The following is an 18,429-nucleotide window of genomic DNA, read 5'->3' on the forward strand; positions in this document are numbered from 1 at the left end:
AAAGAATATGGCACGGAACAAATACCATATAAAAGCATGTTCTCATCAAAGCAGTTACTCGTTTTTTATCTGCCAACCTATACACCAAGGCTGCTGCTGTTTTTTCCGGACGGTAACAAAGCCGGAGAAATAAGAAACAGTACTACTAAAAAGGAAGTATTAAAGGGGTTTATTACATTAAGAAAGACACCAAAGAGATATACACTATACGACGAGAATCAAAATTCCTCTGGATTTTACCTGATTAAAAAGAATAAAAACATAAATATAGAAGTTTACAACGATAAAGAAGAGTTTTTAGGGAATTTTCAAAAAGGTAAGCAATACGGAAACCTGCTTGATACAGAAGGATCTTGTTGGGGAAAAACGGTTGGTTCCCGTCTTTATATGGATGAAAAAATCCTAAGCTCTCAGGATAACGAACTCGTAAGGCTGAGGAGGGGATGGATGCCTCTAGAATGGAGCAAATTATTTCCTGAACCAAATACCCCTATCATTTCGTTAAATCCAGAATTATCAAATGAAAAGAAACTGATGAGTATGTCATTATTAATCCAAGAATTTTTTATTGAACGATAATTGGAAGTAAAACATGAGATCAAGCGGAATGGCTAGCTTAAAAGTAAAAATTTTTCAAGTATTTACATTTTTTGATAATTTTATCATAATAAAGACATGTATTCGACATATAATAAATATTTTAGGCGGGGATTGTGAGTGGAGGTATTTGTTGCAAGGCAGCCAATATTCACGGAAAAAGAAGATGTTTTTGCATACGAGCTTCTTTATAGAAATAATCAAGTCAATCAATTTCCGCAGATTGACGGCGATAAAGCCACAGCCGATGTGATTATCAATAGCTTTTTGAATATTGGAATTGATGAGCTTTCAAATGGAAAACCATGCTTTATTAACTTTACAGATAATCTTTTAAAAGTGAAGCTGCCCACTTTTTTTCACCCAAAAGAAATCGTGATTGAGATTTTGGAATCAGTTGAAATTAGTGCGGAGTTAATTCAAATTTGCAAAGAATTAAAAGAGCTTGGCTATCAAATAGTCCTTGATGATTTTGTTTTAAATGAGCAAAATCCTTATCTCAGTAGATTATTACCTTGCATCGACATTATTAAAGTAGATTTTCAAAATACCTCTGTTTTGATGAGGGAGAAAATTGAATCTTTAGCAAAGAAAATGAAAATTAAATTGTTAGCTGAAAAAATCGAAACAAGAGAAGAATTCTCAGAAGCTGCGTCTTCAGGCTACCAATATTTTCAAGGATATTTTTTTTCCAAGCCGGTTATTGTATCTTCGAAGGATATTCCTGTAAATATCCATTCCTATTACGAAATAATAAACCTTTTGTCGGCAGATGAGCCAAGCGTGGATAAGATTACAAAATTAATAGAGCAGGATTTATCCTTATCCTATAAATTGTTAAAACTCATTAATTCACCTTCATACAGGCCAAGGCAAAAAATCAGCTCCATTCGACAGGCAATCGTTTTACTCGGATTGATTGAAATTCAGAAGTGGATTTTTGTTCTTGCTGTCAGAGAGACAAAGGGAGTTAAAAAAGATTTATCAAAAGAAATGGTCTCAATGAGTTTAACAAGAGCTAAAATGAGTGAATCCATTGCCATCCAGCTGCAAAGATTTACGGAGGCTTCTTCATATTTTATGACAGGGATGTTTTCGTTGATGGATACCCTGCTGAATATGCCCATGGAAAAGGTATTGAATGATTTGCCTCTTCAAGAAAACATTTGTGAGGCACTAAACGGCCAAAGCAATGAATACAAAAAAGTCCTGGACCTGACAATTGCAGTGGAGATGGGAAATTGGGAAATGGCCTCACAGTTATGCAAGCATTTAAATATACCGGAAGAGTCTGCATTTCATTCTTATCATCAATCCATTAAATGGGCTAAACAAATAATAGAAATGGATACTTCACTTTGAAAAAACAGCCTTGGATGAACTCTAGGCTGTTTTTTCATTGATTATTAAAACCTTTTATGAGATTCTAATGGTATCTTTTCTTTTCAAGAGTCCGGAGGTAGTTATAATGGAAATCGAGTTAATTAAATGCCATGGATCTGATAATGATTTTTTTATTATAGATGAAATTACACATGAGTATGTTTTTACCGAAGAACAGAGGGCAGAACTGGCAAAAGCATTGTGCAATCGGGGATCTGTACTAGGAGCAGACGGTATTCTCTATATTATGAAAAGTGAACATGCGGATGGAAGAATGAGAGTTTTCAATGCAGATGGGTCAGAGGCTTCCATGTGCGGAAACGGTCTTCGCTGTGCAGGAAGGTACGTTTGTGAGCTACTCGGAACAAAAGAAGCAATAATTGAAACAATGAAAGCAGACCTTCAGGTAATGGAGCAGACTGAAATTTATTCGGATGTCTCTACATACCTTGTTGAAATATCACCCGTTTCCTTCCGTCTGGAGGACTTGCCATTAAAGCTTAATACAGAAACCCTTTTAGAGGAAAAAATTCCAGAGCTTTCGGAGAACTTAATATTTACTGCTCTCGCTGTACCTAATCCACACCTGGTTTCCATAGTTGATAAAGAAATGCTGCAGACTGGGATTCAAGAGGAGCTTAGCAAAAAGGTGAATTCCCCCAATCAATGGTTCCCCGATGGCGTTAACGTCAGTTTTGTAAATTCTCTTAGTCCTGGGAATATATATGTCCGAACATATGAACGGGGAGTCGGTTTTACGAATGCCTGTGGAACTGCCATGTCAGCTTCCACTCTGGTGACCTGTCTGCTTGAACTAAACGAATTAGAAACGCCGGTAAACGTCTATAATAATGGCGGAAAAGTACAATGTGTAGTCCATAAGGCTGATGGGGAATATAAAATCGACCTGATCGGAAATGCTACCTTTGTTTACAAAACGATGGCGTCAGTTGACTTAACAAATTACACATTTTCAATCGGGGCCAAATCCGACTTTGGAGAACAGGCTGCATATTCCAAATTGCAACAAGAAGCAAAAAGCTTTTTAAATCAGCATCTTCAGGGATAGACTAATCTATCCCTTTTTTCTATTTTCTTTAAGGAATCCCAGTACGGGTGCAAATGGCTGCTTGTCTTTTATTTGGAAATAATCCTTAAATGGATTTCCTATTGTGTAGATTCTTTTTAATGCATTACGGAAATGAAAATCTTTTAAGCTTAGCTTTTCATTTATTTCGTCCCAAAATAAAGGAGTTGCAACTCCTGCCCAAGAGTTCCCTCTTAATGAATAAGGAGCAATGATTGTCTTTCCTTCAGCATGTTGCACATAATCAACATAGAGCCGTCCTCCGCGGTTTTTCTTCATTCTTTCAATAGTAAACGAATCGGAATCTTTGGATATAAGATACTCTGCAATAAAGCTGGTAAACAGCCTCGTTTCTTCAAAGGAAAAGGCATTTTCGGGCAATGGAATATAAATTTGCAGTCCTTTATTTCCAGATGTTTTAATAAAGCTCGTTAATTTAAGCTCATCAAGTACTTCTTTAATAAATAAAGCAGCTTTAATAGCAAGCGGAAAAGCGTCTGTAGACGGCGGATCCAAATCAAAAACAATTTCACTTGGCCCTTGCTATTAACCGTTTTAAATGGAATATGGAATTCAATTGCAATCTGATTGCCGAGCCAAATCAGTGTTTCAAGGCTGTTGCAAAGAATATATTCAATCCCTTCTTCGGAAAAAGTATCGACGAAATCCGGTGCATAATCAGGGCAGTTTTTTTGGTAAAAGGGTTCACCATACATACCATGTGGAAATCTTATCACCGTTAGGGCGCGGTCATTTAAAAAAGGAAGCATGTAAGTAGAACATTCTCGTAAATAATTTATGAAATCGTTTTTGGTAATGTCTGAATCCTTCCACAACGGCTTTTCTGGATGTGTGATTTCTAGCCCCGAAGGCAGATTTTTTAGCTGGTTTACAAACCTTTCAAACGTGCATTCTTCAGGAGTAAGATCGAAACGGAATCGATCAAAATGAGGCTCCCGGAGCTGGTTTTCGTATAGCTCCAAGTATTTAACCTCCAAGCAAATCGCCGGGAGAACATATATATATTGGTCATCTTCTTTTTGTTTATTTTGTTTCAGTGTTTGGAAAAGTGCCTTTTTCTCATCAGGCTTTAATCCAAATAAAATATGTCCTACTCTATAAATCGCATCGCCCTTATAAACTCCTATCCCAATATATTGGTTTGTTTTATCCAAGTCAGTAATAAAGCAGCTCAAAAACTTAAAATTTTTAAATTTCAGCCACCTGTTTGTCCGTTTTCCTTCCTCCCACAACCCTTTTCTATGCTTTGCAACAATTCCTTCACCGTCATATAAAACAATTTTTTCCCAAAGACTGTTAAATTCTCTTTCAGGTTCAATCATCTGCAGCAATTGGGCATTTCCAGCATCAATCCCTTTTTCAAAATAAAGTAATTCAAATAGCTTGGCCAGTTCGGTTTTCCTCTCAAGATAAGTGTTTGAGAGGAGCGGCATACCTTGAATTTTGAGTATGTCAAAAATAAGCAGCCGGGAAGGGTGCTTGTACGCCTGCTCACTTATTTTTTGGGTCGACTTTAATCTTCCTCGTTTTTGAATTTCTGAAAAATTAGCCTTATAGCTGTTTTCCAAAATAGTCAGCTCTCCATCAAGCTGTAAAGGCAAATAAGGAAGAAAAGCTTTTTTATGGTTTAAAAGAAACTGCTCTATTTCGGGAAATTGGGGAAGAAGTGTTTTACCGTTCCGGCTTATTAATTGAAGACTATCAGGACTCCAATCAAGAATAGCGCGAAATCCGTCATATTTCACTTCATATAGCCAATCAGGACGGTCAGGAGCTTCAAAGGTAAGACTGGGCAGCATCGGTTTCATATTTTTCTCCTTTCTGTACAAGGTTTACCGTTCATTTTCAATAAAAAAATAAATATAGAGGCTTTATTATTTTGTTTAAAAAAGATTTAATCATCCTTTCGGAAGTAAAAACGCATGGCATCTTTAAGAAATGCAAAAAGTAAAGAAAAAGAATGGAGAATGACCATGCATACAATATGGAAAGGCAGCATCAGTTTTGGACTTGTAAACATCCCAATCAAGCTTCATGCCGCTACAGAGGATAAGGATATAAAGCTCCGTACTCTTCATAAGGAATGTCACTCGCCAATAAAATACGAAAAGGTATGTCCTGTATGCGAGAAGGAAGTAAAAAATGAAGATATCGTGAAGGCTTATGAGTATACAAAAGGTAAGTTTGTTGTTTTGGACAATGAAGACCTAGAAAATTTAAAGAAAGAAAATGAAGATAAAGCAGTTGAAATTATTGATTTCGTTAAAATGGAGCAAATAGATCCAATCTACTTTGATAAAAGCTATTATATGTCTCCACATGAGGGTGGGAGTAAAGCATATTCCTTACTGAGAAAGGCGTTAGAAGAGTCACAAAAAGTAGGGCTGGCAAAAATGGTCATCCGCTCAAAGGAACAGTTGGGAGTAATACGTGTATATGAAAATACACTAATTATGGAAACCATCCATTATCCCGATGAAGTAAGAAAAGCAGGGGATGTTCCGAATGTACCAAATGAGGATAAGGTGACTCAAAAGGAATTAGACACGGCCATTTTATTAATTGACCAGCTGACAACAGAATTTGAACCAGAAAAATATAAGGATGATTACCGGACTGCTTTATTGGAATTGATTGAATCAAAAAGGACAGGCAAGGAAGTTGTAACAGCCAAGCCTAAAGAAACGGCAACAAATGTTACAGACCTAATGGCCGCTCTACAGGCATCAATTGATCGGACAAAGCCTAAAAAAACAGTCGCTCCAAGAAAAAAGGCAGCTCCCAAAACAAAAAAACAAGCTTGATTCATGGTCGTGTGGGTATATAGAACAAAAGGCGTAAGCGCCCTGGGTAGCCCCGACAGGCATAAGACGAATCATGCAGTTATCCTCGGAAAAGCTATCGCTTTTCCTTCGTGCGATGAGGGTGCTGCCGAAGCGTTCCTTGTCCTGATTTCTGGAGTGATTTGGCTTATGACCCCGAGGGGCTGGGCGCTGAAGCTAGATTAGTACAACTTGATAGAAGTTATAACCATTATTTATTTTTATAATTTCTTAGACGATAAAAAAGGAACCGGTTTCCAAAGGAAATCGGTTTTGAATTTTTAAAATTTATTGTTTAAAAGTGATAATATTATTATTAATTATTACTTTATTATGGTGTGGGTTCGATATATTGCTCACCTTTATTATTTTTCACAAAAACGGTTTTATTCGAACTTAAGATAATGATTCAAATGCCTCCCATAAATACATAAGCTTATATAGTGGAGGAATTTAAATATAACCATTTGGAGGTAAGCAATGGGGGAATATATTTTATCTCTTGATCAGGGAACAACAAGCTCAAGGGCGATTCTTTTTAATAAGGAAGGAAGGATTATCCATGTTTCTCAAAAGGAATTCACCCAGTATTTTCCTCAGCCTGGTTGGGTTGAACATAATGCGAACGAAATTTGGGGATCAATTCTTTCGGTTATCGCGTCATGTCTATCAGAGTCTGGAGCAAGAGCACATGAAATAGCAGGAATTGGCATTACTAACCAGCGTGAAACAACCGTCGTCTGGGATAAAGAGACTGGAACGCCAATTTATAACGCAATTGTATGGCAGTCACGCCAGACTAGCCAAATTTGTGAGGAATTAAAAAACCAGGGACTGAACGATACATTTAGAGAAAAAACCGGATTATTAATCGATGCTTATTTTTCCGGGACAAAAGTTAAGTGGATTCTCGATAATGTTGACGGTGCACGCGAAAAGGCTGAAGAGGGAAAGCTTCTATTTGGGACAATTGATACATGGCTCATATGGAAGCTTTCCGGTGGAAAGGTGCATGTAACAGATTATTCAAATGCTTCGAGAACTCTCATGTACAATATTCATGATTTACAATGGGATGATCAGCTTTTGGAAATATTAACAATTCCAAGATCGATGCTGCCTGAGGTGAGATCTTCATCAGAAATTTATGGAGTGACAGCTTCATTTCATTTTTTTGGCCAGGAAGTACCTATTTCCGGTGCGGCAGGGGATCAGCAGGCAGCACTGTTTGGGCAGGCTTGCTTTGAAAAAGGAATGGCTAAGAACACTTATGGAACGGGCTGTTTTATGCTCATGAATACGGGGGGAAATGCAGTTCAGTCTGATAATGGTTTATTGACTACAATTGCATGGGGACTAAATGGGAAAGTCGAATATGCCCTGGAAGGCAGTGTTTTTGTTGCTGGTTCGGCTATTCAATGGCTTCGTGATGGCTTGAGGATGCTTAAAAAGACTACTGACAGTGAAGATTACGCAGCAAGAGTTACTTCAACAGATGGTGTTTATGTTGTGCCTGCCTTTGTAGGCCTTGGTACTCCCTATTGGGATAGTGAGGTGCGTGGGGCTATCTTTGGATTGACACGTGGTACGTCTAAAGAACATTTTATAAGGGCGACGCTGGAAGCACTTGCATATCAGACAAAAGATGTACTATCAGCAATGGAAGCAGATTCAGGTATTAAGTTAAAAACCTTGCGGGTCGACGGCGGTGCAGTAAAAAATAATTTTTTAATGAAGTTCCAAAGCGGGATATTAAACGTACCGGTTGAAAGCTGCCAATTATTAACGAAACGACAGCTCTCGGTGCAGCGTATTTAGCGGGGCTTGCTGTCGGTTTTTGGGAAAGCCAGAAACAGATAGCCGAAAAATGGGAGATTGATCAAACCTTCGAATCGGGCATGAAAGAAGAAGAACGGGAAAAATTATATGGCGGATGGAAAAAGGCAGTTAAGGCTGCAATGGTTTATAAATAACTCCTTTCCACCAGTCAAGGAGGGACCTTGATGAATTTTACAAATTTTAACAGAAACAAAATGGTGGAAAAGGTATCGGGAGAGATATATGACGTACTGATTATTGGAGGAGGCATTACAGGTGCCGGAATTGCGCTTGATGCTGTAACCAGAGGAATGAAGGTCGCTCTAATAGAAATGCAGGACTTTGCTGCAGGTACGTCTAGCCGTTCTACCAAGCTTGTGCATGGCGGTTTAAGGTATTTGAAGCAGCTGGACATAAAGGTGGTCGCCGAGGTCGGAAAGGAGCGGGCCATTGTATATGAAAACGGACCCCATGTTACCACCCCTGAATGGATGCTTTTACCGATTCATAAGGGAGGGACGTTCGGTAAGTGGAGTACTTCGTTTGGTCTTAGAGTTTACGATTTTCTTGCAGGCGTGAAAAAGAACGAAAGACGGTCAATGCTAAATGATAAAGAGACTTCAAACCGGGAGCCGCTATTAAAAAAGCAGGGGCTTATTGGTGGAGGTTATTATGTGGAGTACCGTACAGACGATGCCAGATTGACAATCGAGGTAATGAAAAAAGCATTCGAATTCGGAGCTGATGCCTTAAATTATACCAAGGCAGACGAAATTTATTATCAAAATGGAATGGCTTCTGGAGCTGTTCTAACCGATATGCTAAGTAATAAAACATATACAGTTAAAGCACACAGGGTTATAAATGCGACAGGCCTTGGGGAGATTCAATCAGAGAAAAAGACCATTCAAAAAAAGGGAAACAGCTAAGGCTTTCAAAAGGAGTACATCTTGTTATTGACCAAACTCGATTCCCGTTAAAACAAGCTGTTTACTTTGATACTGCTGATAGGAGGATGGTTTTTGCCATTCCCCGTTCTGGAAAAACTTATGTAGGAACGACGGATACTTTTTATCAAGACGATACGGCCCATCCTCAAATGTGTGAAAACGATCGTAATTATCTGATTGAAGCCATAAACTATATGTTCCCAGAGGTAAATATTACTCATAACGATGTTGAATCAAGCTGGGCGGGTGTCCGTCCCTTAATTTATGAAGAAGGTAAAGACCCTTCGGAAATTTCACGTAAGGATGAAATATGGACTTCCAGCACCGGGCTAATTACGATAGCTGGCGGGAAGCTTACAGGGTACAGGAGAATGGCTGAAACGGTGGTTGACTTGCTATCCGAGGGTTTGTCACAAGAGTTGAATCGATCATTTAATGAATGCCGTACTAAAATTATGCCGATTTCGGGTGGTGACGTAGGAGGCACTAAACATTTTGCATCCTATATAAAATCCAGAATAATAGATGGACAGCAATCGGGATTATCGGAAAAAGAAGCGAAAGAATTAGCATATAGATATGGCTCAAATGTTCCTGTTGTATATGAAATGATTAAAAACGGAAGCAAAGAGGCAGAAAAGTATAATCTTCCAATTACTTTATTCGCAAAATTAGTGTATGGCATGGAGCATGAAATGATTGCGACTCCTGTTGATTTTTTCTTCCGTCGCACCGGTGACTTGCTTTTTAATATTGATGTGGTTAAAAGGTATAAAAATCAGGTGATTCAGCTTATGGCCGAGCGATTTGCTTGGTGTGAAAAGCAGATTTTAAATTATCAGCAGGAAACAGAACAAGCAATTATTGATGCGATTATTCCTGCAGACGCACCTGACCGCCAGAATCATATCAAAAAACTCTCTTTATGAGAGTTTTTTTCGTTACTATTCTGCTTTTCAATGAGGGTTCATTTTTATTGGAGGGCCTTGCATACACTTAAATAAACGACGATGGAGGCGAGGTCATGTACAACGTTCTCATGTTTGTAGATTCGGGCGTGGATGATTCGTTTGCTTTAATGTATGCCCTTTTAAATCCGAAAATTAACCTGGTCGGGGTTGTTAGCGGTTATGGAAATATTACAAAAGAGCAATCAATCATGAATACCGCTTATCTGTTGAAACTCGCAGGGAGGGAGGACATACCCATCATCGGAGGAGTTGCTGGTCCTCTTTCAGGTGAGCCGACTGTATATTATCCCGAAATACATGGAAAAGAAGGACTTGGCCGATTAGACCGCCTTCCGATTTGAAAAATATCAAGATTTATGATGTGGACAAAATTATTCAGGTCGTGGAACAAAATAAAGGGAACCTAATTATGGTTGGGGTTGGAAGACTAACGGATCTTGCTCTCCCGTTTATTATTTATGGCACCGATGCACTAAGAAATGTTTCAGCGTTATACATAATGGGAGGGGCATTCCTCGTTCCGGGAAATGTCACTGCTGAAGCTGAAGCAAATTTTTACGCGGACCCGATAGCTGCTTATACAGTCATGGAAAAGGGCAGAAACATATACCTTCACCCTTTAAATATTACAAATAGAGCCATCATTACGCCAGATGTCATCGACTTTTTGGCAGAAAACAGCTCCAGTCCATTTAAACAATTGCTAAAGCCTGCCTATGAATATTATTTTTCGGCATATAAAAAGCTTGTACCGGGAATTAAGGGTGCTCCGCTTCATGATGTTGTCCCATTATTCGCTTTAACAAATCCAGGAATTGTTCAATATATTCAAAGAAGAGTTCGTGTTGAGCAGTTTGGAAATGCAAGAGGGAAAAGCAGTGCTGATTTCCGGCCAAAGCCTGATGAAGAATCTAAGGAGTCCCTAGATTTCATAGGTATGGAAGCTGATATTCAAAAGTTTATTATTGATTTTATGGAAATTTTTCTAAAAGGAAGCGTAAAAAAGTGAGCAGTAAAATCAATTTAAGAAAGAGGAATTTTAATATTTTTGAGGAATAATTAGGTATACGAAACAAAGGGAGATGGAAGGTATGAAAACCGTGCTTGTTTTAGGAGGCACTCAGTTTTTTGGTAAAAGGCTTGTTCAGCGGCTGCTTGATGAAGGGCATCGTGTAACAATTGCTACAAGAGGTATGACTCAGGACAACTTTGGTGACAAAGTTGAACGACTGACAATCGACCGGGAAAATGGAGAATCGCTTTACAAGGCATTTGAAGGGAAGAAATGGGACATCGTATATGACCAGTCCTGTTTCTCACCTATTGAAGCGCGCGAGGCGGCAGAAGCACTGAAAGGGAAGACGGGCCGTTATATTTTCACCTCTAGTCAGGCTGTCTATGAATTTGGGACAAATCATAAAGAAGATAATTTTAATCCTGAAAATTTTCATTTTGAGTATAAAACAAGACGCGAATACCCAGGCTATGCCGGTTATCAGGAGGCAAAGCGTGCCTCTGATGCCGTTTTATTTAGTATGCCGGAACTTGACACAGTAGCAGTCCGCTTTCCAATTGTCATTGGCAAAGACGATTATACAGACCGTTTAAAATTTCATGTTGACCTTATAAAAGCAGGAAAGCCTATTGGCATCCCAAATCCTGAAATGAAATTCAGCTTTATTACTTCCGAGGATGCTGCTGAATTTTTGTTGAACATAGGCCAGGATCAATTTACAGGCCTATAAATCCAGGTTGTGAAGGGGACATTTCACTCATGGATTTGTTAGCAAAAATAGAAGCGGTAACAGGAAATGAAGCGGTAATCGTTAAGGAAAAAACAAAAGAAAATGCCTCACCTTACGCAATGGATGGATCCTGGTCCATAAATACCGAAAAAGCAACAGGGCTGGGGTACAGATTTTCTGGCCTAAATGAAACTCTCGAAGATTTAATTCACTATTATGCAGGTTTAGAAGTTAAGGCCCATTAAGAAATGAAAAGCAGGCTAAATTCCAGCCTGCTTTTACTACTCAAATTGCCTGTTTCTTTCGAATTTATGGAATCGGGTCCCTTGAAAGGTAAGTTTTCCGAAATCTCCTTCAGCGATAAGTCCGTAATCCTGTCCATTTATTTCAAGTTCTATCCGATCTCCGCTCTCCACTTCAAACGTCGTAAAATAAAAAGTACTAGATGAACGTTGTGCATGGCCGTTTTGGTTATCTGTGTGGTGGCTAACCTGTGTCCGTTTAGAAATAACTTTTACAGATACTGATAAAACAGGCTGCTTGTTATTATAGCTCCATTGTTTTATGGCCCTTGCGAATGTAAATACGATCATTCCAAAAACAAAAATAAAAAATATTGGAAAAATAAATTGCACGAAACTAAAAAAGTAATCTGGTTCCATTTTTGCCCCCCTTTGTTACGAAAAATGCTTCTTAAATAATTTTTACATAATTTTTCCTTTTTTGAAAGAATATTTTTAAATGAGAGGAGTAGTAATATCACGGAGATCATCGATATTAATTGTAAGCTTTTTTTATGGCCATAAAAAAGCAAGCTGCTGATTTACTAAAATTGACTTTTTTGCTTTTTGGCGTTAAAATAAGTATATGCTTTTAAGTTCGTTTAATATGTTTATAGATTAAGTAGTCGTAGCTGCACCGAAATGTGGGCGATTTTAGCATCCCCACATCAGACACGGCTTTTTTATTTTTTTAGCCGATTTTTTTAATGAATTAAACCCGGAGGTGTCCGTTCATGGCGTTTGGCAGAAGAAATGATGAAGAAATCGTGAAGGAAGAAACAAAGGTCTGGGAGTGTAATTCAGAATCATGCAATTGCTGGGTTCGCGATAATTTTAAGAGCAGTGAAGAACCAAAATGTCCTATTTGTAAAAGCAGTATGAGCCCATCTACAAAAGAATTGCAGGTTATTGTAAACCATAGCAAGAATTTCATGTGATCGTTTACTCAACTAAATAGAATAAAAATAAAAAGCAGGAGAAATTCCTGCTTTTTATTTTTATAGGACACCATCAGTATGCTGTTTGCAAAAGGTAATTACCATTTCTTCCTCATCTTCCTCGAGAGAAAAATCGAAGATCTTTTCTGTACCCTTTTCATAAAAGTGGTATTGCAGGATTTTTGCTTCGGTCCCGTTTATTACGTATATGACCTTCAATCCAATTCCTTTTTCTGAGAAAAGATCGTCATCCTCATCTACCTCAATATCAAGATGAAACTCATACCGGTCTCCAGACAACAATCCAAATGGATCTTCTAGTTTATCAACAGTGTAGCCTGTAATATTCATCAAATCATCCTTTACTTTAGCTTCAGTCATTATTATACACATTTTCGTTCTTTTCTTGTAGAAGCATGATTCGAATTATGCCGAAGGGGGTATTATTTTGTAAAATAACCAAATTGATAGTATATTAGTAGTTATCAGCAAAAAGTGTAAAATGTTCCAAAGGAGAGCTTTATGGATACCATGAAATTGCAATTGGAAAATGAAAAATTAAAAGAAGAATTAGAGATATATAAAGGGATAATTGAAGAGCTTCCATTTTCGTTTGTATTTAAAGATTATGAACATGGAGTTCTAGTGGAAAAGGAAATTAGCCAAAAAAAAGATTATTCAATGAAAAAAATCTTTCCAGACCCTTCGGTTAAATCTAAAAAAGATTTTAGCTTCACTTCACCGCCTGCTTTTGAGTTTGAAATTATGGAACGATTTCTTGCTCCCCTTCTTGATTATGTTCCCCACCATATCACCTTTATAGACGAAAATGGATATTTGACATTATGTAATTTACAGGCTGCTAATGATCTGCACGCTAATCGAAATGAATTAATTGGAAAGCATATCAGAGAGCTTTTGAAATTACCGGATGAGCAAATAATTATGCTTCAAACCCTTAAGTCGAAAAAGCCAATTGTAGACCGGGAAATTCTTGATAAAAATTATGGAATCATTAATACAAGAATTATTTATAATCCAGATGGCTCTGTCAAAAGAGTGATTGGTTTGTTTTTATTCTTAAATGCCATTAAGGACGCTGAGAAGCAGGCGCTGGCAGGCAGAATTGCAGCTGGCATTGCACATGAAATACGAAACCCGTTAACGACTGTCAGGGGATACTTGCAAATGTTGCAGCACTCAGTCGATGGAAATATTGCAGAGCTCTTTTCTACACTTCTTATTCCGGAAATAGATCGGGCAAATAAAATTATTAATGACTTTTTAAGCATTTCTAAACCATCACAAACAGCCAAGGAAAAACTTCTTATAACTGAATTAATACTTAAATTCATTGGAAATTTTCTTAATAGCGAAGCCCATCTTCATAATGTCCATTTGGATTACATAATTGATGACTCTGTTGGTAATGAATATATTGAAGGAAGCCGTGATGAACTTTTGCAGGTATTTATCAATTTATTCAGGAATTCCCTACAGGCTGCACCTAATATTAGACTGGTGATTACCATCAAAGCGAAGCGCATTGGGTCAAAGGTTCTTCTACAATTTGCTGATAATGGTATTGGAATCAAGCCGTCACTTATAAACCATATTTTTGATCCATTCTTTTCTACCAAAGAGGAAGGAACAGGCCTTGGCTTATCAGTATCGAAAAAAATCATAGAAAACCATAAAGGCAAAATGCAAGCAGTCAGCGATTCTTCGGGAACCATCTTTAATATTGAACTTCCCTTAATGCAATAAAATGAAAAACCCCTATCTTCCAAATGGAAATTAGGGGTTTTTTCACATGTTTATGCAGAAAAATTGTGAGAGTGAATCTCACAAAAAGATGCGGATGAGAGGACTTGAACCTCCACGGGGTTGCCCCCACTAGAACCTGAATCTAGCGCGTCTGCCATTCCGCCACACCCGCTGGTTACCAATGTGTTTGCTTAATTACTATAACATAAATAATTCCAAATAACATTAGGAAAATTAAGGCCTGAAGGGAAAAAATTGAAAAAAGAGATTTATGATAATCTCAAAACCAATTAAAAATAGTCATTTATTTGAATGTTTTTGATTGTTTTTGAATGAAAATGATTGATTTGTGGAATCGCTTACAGTAAAATAAATTCATACAACAAATCTGAGGTGAATGTAAATGTTAACCGAAGAGCGCCATCAAATAATCTTAGAGCTATTAAAAGAAAAAGACATTGTAAAAATTCAGGAAATCATGGACTTGACCAATACATCAGAATCAACGATCCGTCGCGATTTATCCCTGCTGGAGGAAAAGAAATTTTTAAAGAGGGTACACGGAGGTGCATCAAGGCTACTGGGGAAGCTCCAGGAGCCAAGCATGAATGAAAAATCCACCAAAAACCTTCAAGAAAAAAAGTTGATTGCCAAATATGCAGCCAGTCTGATCGAGCAAGGAGATTGTATTTATTTGGATGCTGGTTCAACTATTAAAGAAATGATTGAATTTATTCAAGTAAAAGAAGTTGTCGTCGTTACAAATGGTTTAATGCACTTAAATGAATTAATCGGAAAAGGCATCAAAACCTATTTAATTGGAGGCTTTGCGAAGCCAGTCACAAATGCCATCGTTGGCAGAGGAGCATTGGACAGCCTTGATTTATACCGTTTTGATAAATGTTTTTTAGGAGTAAATGGAATACACCCACAAATGGGCTTTACAACTCCGGACCAGGAAGAAGCGATGGTTAAACAAAAAGCGCTTAATCTATCTAGAGAGGCATTTGTTGTAGCGGATGAAACGAAATTTTCAGAGATAGCTTTTGCGAAGATAGCAGATATTTCTGATGCATCGATCATAACAAACAGAATTGATAAAGATTTACTACAACAATATGCAGGAAAAACAAACATAAAGGCAGTGACAGCATGATCTATACATTGACATTAAATCCTTCCATTGACTATGTTATTGAACTTGACCAAGTTGAATTAGGAAGTCTCAATCGAACAGTAAAGGAAACCAAATTCCCGGGCGGAAAAGGGATCAACGTTTCCAGAGTCTTAAAAAGGCTTAAAACAGATAGCATGGCGCTTGGTTTTATTGGTGGTTTTACTGGCCGTTTTATTGAGGAGTATTTGGAGACTGAACAAATTGCTTCAGATTTTGTTAGGGTAAACGAAGATACCCGCATTAATGTGAAAATAAAAACAGAGAATGAGACAGAAATTAACGCCAAAGGTCCAAAGATAACAGACTTGGAGTATGAAACTTTAAAGAAAAAAATTATGAATCTTTCACAATGTGATTTGCTTGTGCTCGCAGGAAGCATTCCATCCACATTGCCTGCGACAACCTACGAAGAACTTGTCAAAATCTGCTCGGAAAACAGCGCTAAATTCGTTGTAGATGCAGAGGGGGAATTATTGAAAAAGGTTCTTCCGTACCGTCCATTTCTTATTAAGCCTAATCATCATGAGCTTGGAGAATTATTTCACACAACCATAGCTGAGTGCGAAGAGGTAGTACCCTATGCAAGGAAATTGATTGAAATGGGTGCTCAAAACGTAATTGTTTCACTTGCAGACAAAGGGGCTGTATTTATCAATACAGAAACATTGCTAGTTGCAGAGGTTCCGAGGGGGACAGTAAAAAGTTCTGTAGGGGCAGGGGATTCCACAGTAGCTGGTTTTCTTGCAAAATATCAGGAAACAAAGAGTTTCGAGGATGCATTTAAATATGGTGTTTCTTCCGGAAGTGCTACAGCTTTTTCAATCGGGTTATGTACCAGAGAGAAAATTGAGGAAATCCTTCCTCAGGTCGTCATTAGAAAATCTTAAGGGGAGAGATGAAAAATGAATATAACAGAATTGTTAACAGAAAAAACGATTCTCTTAAATATGGCTGGCAGGCATAAAGAAGAAGCGATAGATGAACTCGTTGAAAAATTGTTCCTGGCGGGGAAAATTTCAGGACAACAGGAGTTTAAAGATGCCATTTTAAAGCGTGAACAGCAAAGTACAACAGGGATTGGGGATGGAATTGCAATACCACACGCTAAAACAAAAGCAGTAAAGGAAGCAGCGATTGTTTTCGGTAAATCGGATTCAGGTATAGATTATGAATCACTTGATGGGCAGCCTGCTCACTTGTTTTTTATGATAGCAGCGCCAGAGGGTGCGAACAATACCCACCTTGAGGCACTTGCCCGCCTATCTTCCATCTTAATGAAACAGGATGCGCGCGAAAAACTTCAAAAAGCAAATGCTGTAAAAGAAGTCCTTGATATTATCGACAGCTACGACCAGGAAGACGAAACTACCCAAGACATTTCAAATAAAAAAAATGCCATTGTAGCTGTTACCGGCTGCCCGACCGGTATCGCCCATACCTATATGGCAGCTGATTCGCTGAAGGCAAAGGCAGCTGAAATGGGTGTTGATATAAAAGTTGAGACTAACGGTTCTGGCGGAGCAAAAAATGTACTAACAAAGGATGAAATTGAAAATGCTATAGCTGTTATCATCGCAGCAGATATTAATGTTGAGATGGAACGGTTTAAAGGCAAGCATGTTATTCAGGCTCCAGTTGCAGACGGCATACGTCGTCCGCAGCAGCTGATTGATAAAGCGTTACAGCAGGATGCACCAGTTTACGGCGGCCAAAAAGACGGTAGCTCCGACTCTCAGGGACAGACCAAAGAAAGCAGAACGGGCTTTTACAAGCATCTAATGAATGGTGTTTCCAATATGCTTCCCTTCGTTGTTGGAGGAGGTATCTTGATTGCAATCTGCTTCATGTTTGGCTATAACTCGTTTAAACCTGATGATCCAACCTACAATGAGTTTGCTGCAGCATTAATGACGATTGGAGGAGGCAATGCCTTCGGTTTAATCGTTCCAGTGCTCGCCGGATTTATTGCTTTAAGCATTGCTGATCGTCCGGCTTTTGCACCTGGTATGGTAGGCGGTATGCTTGCTTCGAGCGGAGGAGCAGGTTTCCTTGGAGGCATGATCGCAGGCTTTCTTGCAGGTTATGTTGTACTTTTACTAAAAAAGGCACTTGCAGGTCTTCCGCAGTCACTTGAAGGTATCAAGAGCATTCTGTTGTATCCTTTATTCGGGATATTTTCCACAGGTATTATAATGCTATATGTTGTAAATAAGCCTGTTGGAATATTAAATAAAGGTATCGCACATTGGTTGACTGATCTTGGCACAGGCAATGCAGTCCTATTGGGAATCGTCCTCGGTTTAATGATGTCCTTTGATATGGGGGCCCAGTAAACAAAGCGGCTTATGTATTTGGAACCGGTTTATTGGCAAGCGGCGTCTATCAGCCAATGGCTGCAATAATGGCAGCAGGAATGATTCCGCCATTGGGCATCGCGCTTGCAACAACCTTCTTTAAAAAGAAATTTACAAAGCAGGAACAGGATGCTGGAAAAGCGTGTTATATTATGGGGCTTTCCTTTATAACTGAAGGGGCAATTCCATTTGCCGCCGCAGATCCGCTCCGTGTAATACCTTCCGTTATGGCAGGTTCAGCGGTAGCGGGAGCGATGTCTATGGCATTTGGCATTGGATTAAGGGCACCTCACGGCGGTATATTCGTTGTTCCCCTTGTTGAAAACGGAGTTCTGCTTTACGCTTTATCGATTTTGGCAGGAGCAGTAGTAGCTGCATTATTGATCGGCTTCCTTAAGAAACCGATAAAGTCCTAGTATCGGAAACCGGTAACGCTTTGTTACCGGTTTTTTACATAGATTAGGAGTTTTCTATAAATATAGGATGTTTGGCTCAATTTTGAACATTAGAAGAACATA

At 38.5% G+C, this 18,429-nt stretch carries 14 protein-coding genes, 1 tRNA gene and 4 pseudogenes; 15 read left to right on the plus strand and 4 right to left on the minus strand.

Features of this window, described 5'->3' with window-relative positions; all coding sequences use genetic code 11:
- Positions 1-36 precede the first annotated feature (36 nt).
- From RCG23_RS21605 to dapF, 3 genes are all read left to right on the plus strand, one after another.
- The gene (locus RCG23_RS21605) at positions 37-579 is read left to right on the plus strand and encodes a hypothetical protein (protein WP_308177329.1); all 543 of its coding nucleotides are present in this window, start codon (positions 37-39) and stop codon (positions 577-579) included.
- A 138-nt stretch (positions 580-717) separates the two neighbouring features.
- Positions 718-1,959, plus strand: a complete 1,242-nt coding sequence (locus tag RCG23_RS21610; RefSeq protein WP_308177330.1) for an EAL and HDOD domain-containing protein — start codon at positions 718-720, stop codon at positions 1,957-1,959.
- Between the two features lie 106 nt (positions 1,960-2,065).
- Positions 2,066-3,049, plus strand: coding sequence for a diaminopimelate epimerase (dapF, locus tag RCG23_RS21615; protein WP_308177331.1), 984 nt, complete (start codon positions 2,066-2,068; stop codon positions 3,047-3,049).
- 6 nt (positions 3,050-3,055) lie between these two features.
- Here the strand turns inward: dapF and RCG23_RS21620 are convergent.
- Positions 3,056-4,896: pseudogene (locus tag RCG23_RS21620) on the minus strand (DNA ligase D).
- 165 nt (positions 4,897-5,061) lie between these two features.
- Here RCG23_RS21620 and RCG23_RS21625 point away from each other — a divergent pair.
- The 7 genes and pseudogenes from RCG23_RS21625 (at position 5,062) to RCG23_RS21655 (ending at position 11,639) form a co-directional block, all read left to right on the plus strand.
- Positions 5,062-5,892, plus strand: a complete 831-nt coding sequence (locus RCG23_RS21625) for a non-homologous end joining protein Ku (RefSeq protein ID WP_308180135.1) — start codon at positions 5,062-5,064, stop codon at positions 5,890-5,892.
- A 498-nt stretch (positions 5,893-6,390) separates the two neighbouring features.
- A pseudogene (gene glpK / locus RCG23_RS21630) lies at positions 6,391-7,883 on the plus strand (glycerol kinase GlpK).
- A gap of 30 nt (positions 7,884-7,913) precedes the next feature.
- Positions 7,914-9,607 (plus strand): annotated as a pseudogene (locus tag RCG23_RS21635) (glycerol-3-phosphate dehydrogenase/oxidase).
- Positions 9,608-9,702: 95 nt separating this feature from the next.
- On the plus strand, positions 9,703-9,990 hold the full coding sequence (locus RCG23_RS21640) for a nucleoside hydrolase (protein ID WP_308177332.1): 288 nt from the start codon (positions 9,703-9,705) through the stop codon (positions 9,988-9,990).
- 41 nt (positions 9,991-10,031) lie between these two features.
- Positions 10,032-10,658, plus strand: a complete 627-nt coding sequence (locus tag RCG23_RS21645) for a nucleoside hydrolase (RefSeq protein ID WP_374049866.1) — start codon at positions 10,032-10,034, stop codon at positions 10,656-10,658.
- Positions 10,659-10,740: 82 nt separating this feature from the next.
- Positions 10,741-11,394, plus strand: a complete 654-nt coding sequence (locus tag RCG23_RS21650; protein WP_308177334.1) for an NAD-dependent epimerase/dehydratase family protein — start codon at positions 10,741-10,743, stop codon at positions 11,392-11,394.
- 29 nt (positions 11,395-11,423) lie between these two features.
- Positions 11,424-11,639 carry a hypothetical protein gene (locus RCG23_RS21655; RefSeq protein ID WP_308177335.1) on the plus strand — a complete coding sequence of 72 codons (216 nt, stop codon included), beginning with the start codon at positions 11,424-11,426 and terminating at the stop codon, positions 11,637-11,639.
- A gap of 36 nt (positions 11,640-11,675) precedes the next feature.
- On the opposite strand, the gene RCG23_RS21660 is transcribed toward RCG23_RS21655, so the two are convergent.
- Positions 11,676-12,056, minus strand: a complete 381-nt coding sequence (locus tag RCG23_RS21660) for a DUF2500 domain-containing protein (protein ID WP_308177336.1) — start codon at positions 12,054-12,056, stop codon at positions 11,676-11,678.
- A gap of 353 nt (positions 12,057-12,409) precedes the next feature.
- Between RCG23_RS21660 and RCG23_RS21665 the strand changes: the two genes are divergently transcribed.
- Positions 12,410-12,613 carry a cold-shock protein gene (locus tag RCG23_RS21665; RefSeq protein WP_308177337.1) on the plus strand — a complete coding sequence of 68 codons (204 nt, stop codon included), beginning with the start codon at positions 12,410-12,412 and terminating at the stop codon, positions 12,611-12,613.
- Between the two features lie 60 nt (positions 12,614-12,673).
- On the opposite strand, the gene RCG23_RS21670 is transcribed toward RCG23_RS21665, so the two are convergent.
- Entirely contained in the window at positions 12,674-12,994 is a 321-nt protein-coding gene (locus RCG23_RS21670; protein WP_308177338.1) for a DUF6509 family protein, read from the minus strand.
- 141 nt (positions 12,995-13,135) lie between these two features.
- Between RCG23_RS21670 and RCG23_RS21675 the strand changes: the two genes are divergently transcribed.
- Positions 13,136-14,380 carry a two-component system sensor histidine kinase NtrB gene (locus tag RCG23_RS21675; protein WP_308177339.1) on the plus strand — a complete coding sequence of 415 codons (1,245 nt, stop codon included), beginning with the start codon at positions 13,136-13,138 and terminating at the stop codon, positions 14,378-14,380.
- 89 nt (positions 14,381-14,469) lie between these two features.
- On the opposite strand, the gene RCG23_RS21680 is transcribed toward RCG23_RS21675, so the two are convergent.
- A tRNA-Leu gene (locus tag RCG23_RS21680) sits at positions 14,470-14,552 on the minus strand.
- A gap of 231 nt (positions 14,553-14,783) precedes the next feature.
- Here RCG23_RS21680 and RCG23_RS21685 point away from each other — a divergent pair.
- The 3 genes and pseudogenes from RCG23_RS21685 (at position 14,784) to RCG23_RS21695 (ending at position 18,327) form a co-directional block, all read left to right on the plus strand.
- Positions 14,784-15,536, plus strand: a complete 753-nt coding sequence (locus tag RCG23_RS21685; RefSeq protein WP_308177340.1) for a DeoR/GlpR family DNA-binding transcription regulator — start codon at positions 14,784-14,786, stop codon at positions 15,534-15,536.
- A complete protein-coding gene (gene pfkB, locus RCG23_RS21690; protein ID WP_308177341.1) occupies positions 15,533-16,444 on the plus strand; it encodes a 1-phosphofructokinase in 912 nt (303 codons plus the stop codon). Before RCG23_RS21685 ends, pfkB begins: the two co-directional genes overlap by 4 nt.
- A gap of 15 nt (positions 16,445-16,459) precedes the next feature.
- Positions 16,460-18,327: pseudogene (locus RCG23_RS21695) on the plus strand (fructose-specific PTS transporter subunit EIIC).
- Positions 18,328-18,429 lie beyond the last annotated feature (102 nt).

This window comes from Neobacillus sp. PS3-34 (genome assembly GCF_030915465.1).
Taxonomy (GTDB): Bacteria; Bacillota; Bacilli; order Bacillales; family Cytobacillaceae; genus Neobacillus_A.

What these genes read in the sequence shown, in the direction of transcription:
- RCG23_RS21605 (WP_308177329.1), top strand. Translation starts at nt 37, where the DNA reads ATGTTCTCATCAAAGCAGTTACTCGTTTTTTATCTGCCAACCTATACA.
- dapF (WP_308177331.1), top strand. Translation starts at nt 2,066, where the DNA reads ATGGAAATCGAGTTAATTAAATGCCATGGATCTGATAATGATTTTTTT.
- RCG23_RS21625 (WP_308180135.1), top strand. Translation starts at nt 5,062, where the DNA reads ATGCATACAATATGGAAAGGCAGCATCAGTTTTGGACTTGTAAACATC.
- RCG23_RS21640 (WP_308177332.1), top strand. Translation starts at nt 9,703, where the DNA reads ATGTACAACGTTCTCATGTTTGTAGATTCGGGCGTGGATGATTCGTTT.
- RCG23_RS21650 (WP_308177334.1), top strand. Translation starts at nt 10,741, where the DNA reads ATGAAAACCGTGCTTGTTTTAGGAGGCACTCAGTTTTTTGGTAAAAGG.
- RCG23_RS21655 (WP_308177335.1), top strand. Translation starts at nt 11,424, where the DNA reads ATGGATTTGTTAGCAAAAATAGAAGCGGTAACAGGAAATGAAGCGGTA.
- RCG23_RS21660 (WP_308177336.1), bottom strand. Translation starts at nt 12,056, where the DNA reads ATGGAACCAGATTACTTTTTTAGTTTCGTGCAATTTATTTTTCCAATA.
- RCG23_RS21665 (WP_308177337.1), top strand. Translation starts at nt 12,410, where the DNA reads ATGGCGTTTGGCAGAAGAAATGATGAAGAAATCGTGAAGGAAGAAACA.
- RCG23_RS21670 (WP_308177338.1), bottom strand. Translation starts at nt 12,994, where the DNA reads ATGACTGAAGCTAAAGTAAAGGATGATTTGATGAATATTACAGGCTAC.
- RCG23_RS21675 (WP_308177339.1), top strand. Translation starts at nt 13,136, where the DNA reads ATGGATACCATGAAATTGCAATTGGAAAATGAAAAATTAAAAGAAGAA.
- RCG23_RS21685 (WP_308177340.1), top strand. Translation starts at nt 14,784, where the DNA reads ATGTTAACCGAAGAGCGCCATCAAATAATCTTAGAGCTATTAAAAGAA.
- pfkB (WP_308177341.1), top strand. Translation starts at nt 15,533, where the DNA reads ATGATCTATACATTGACATTAAATCCTTCCATTGACTATGTTATTGAA.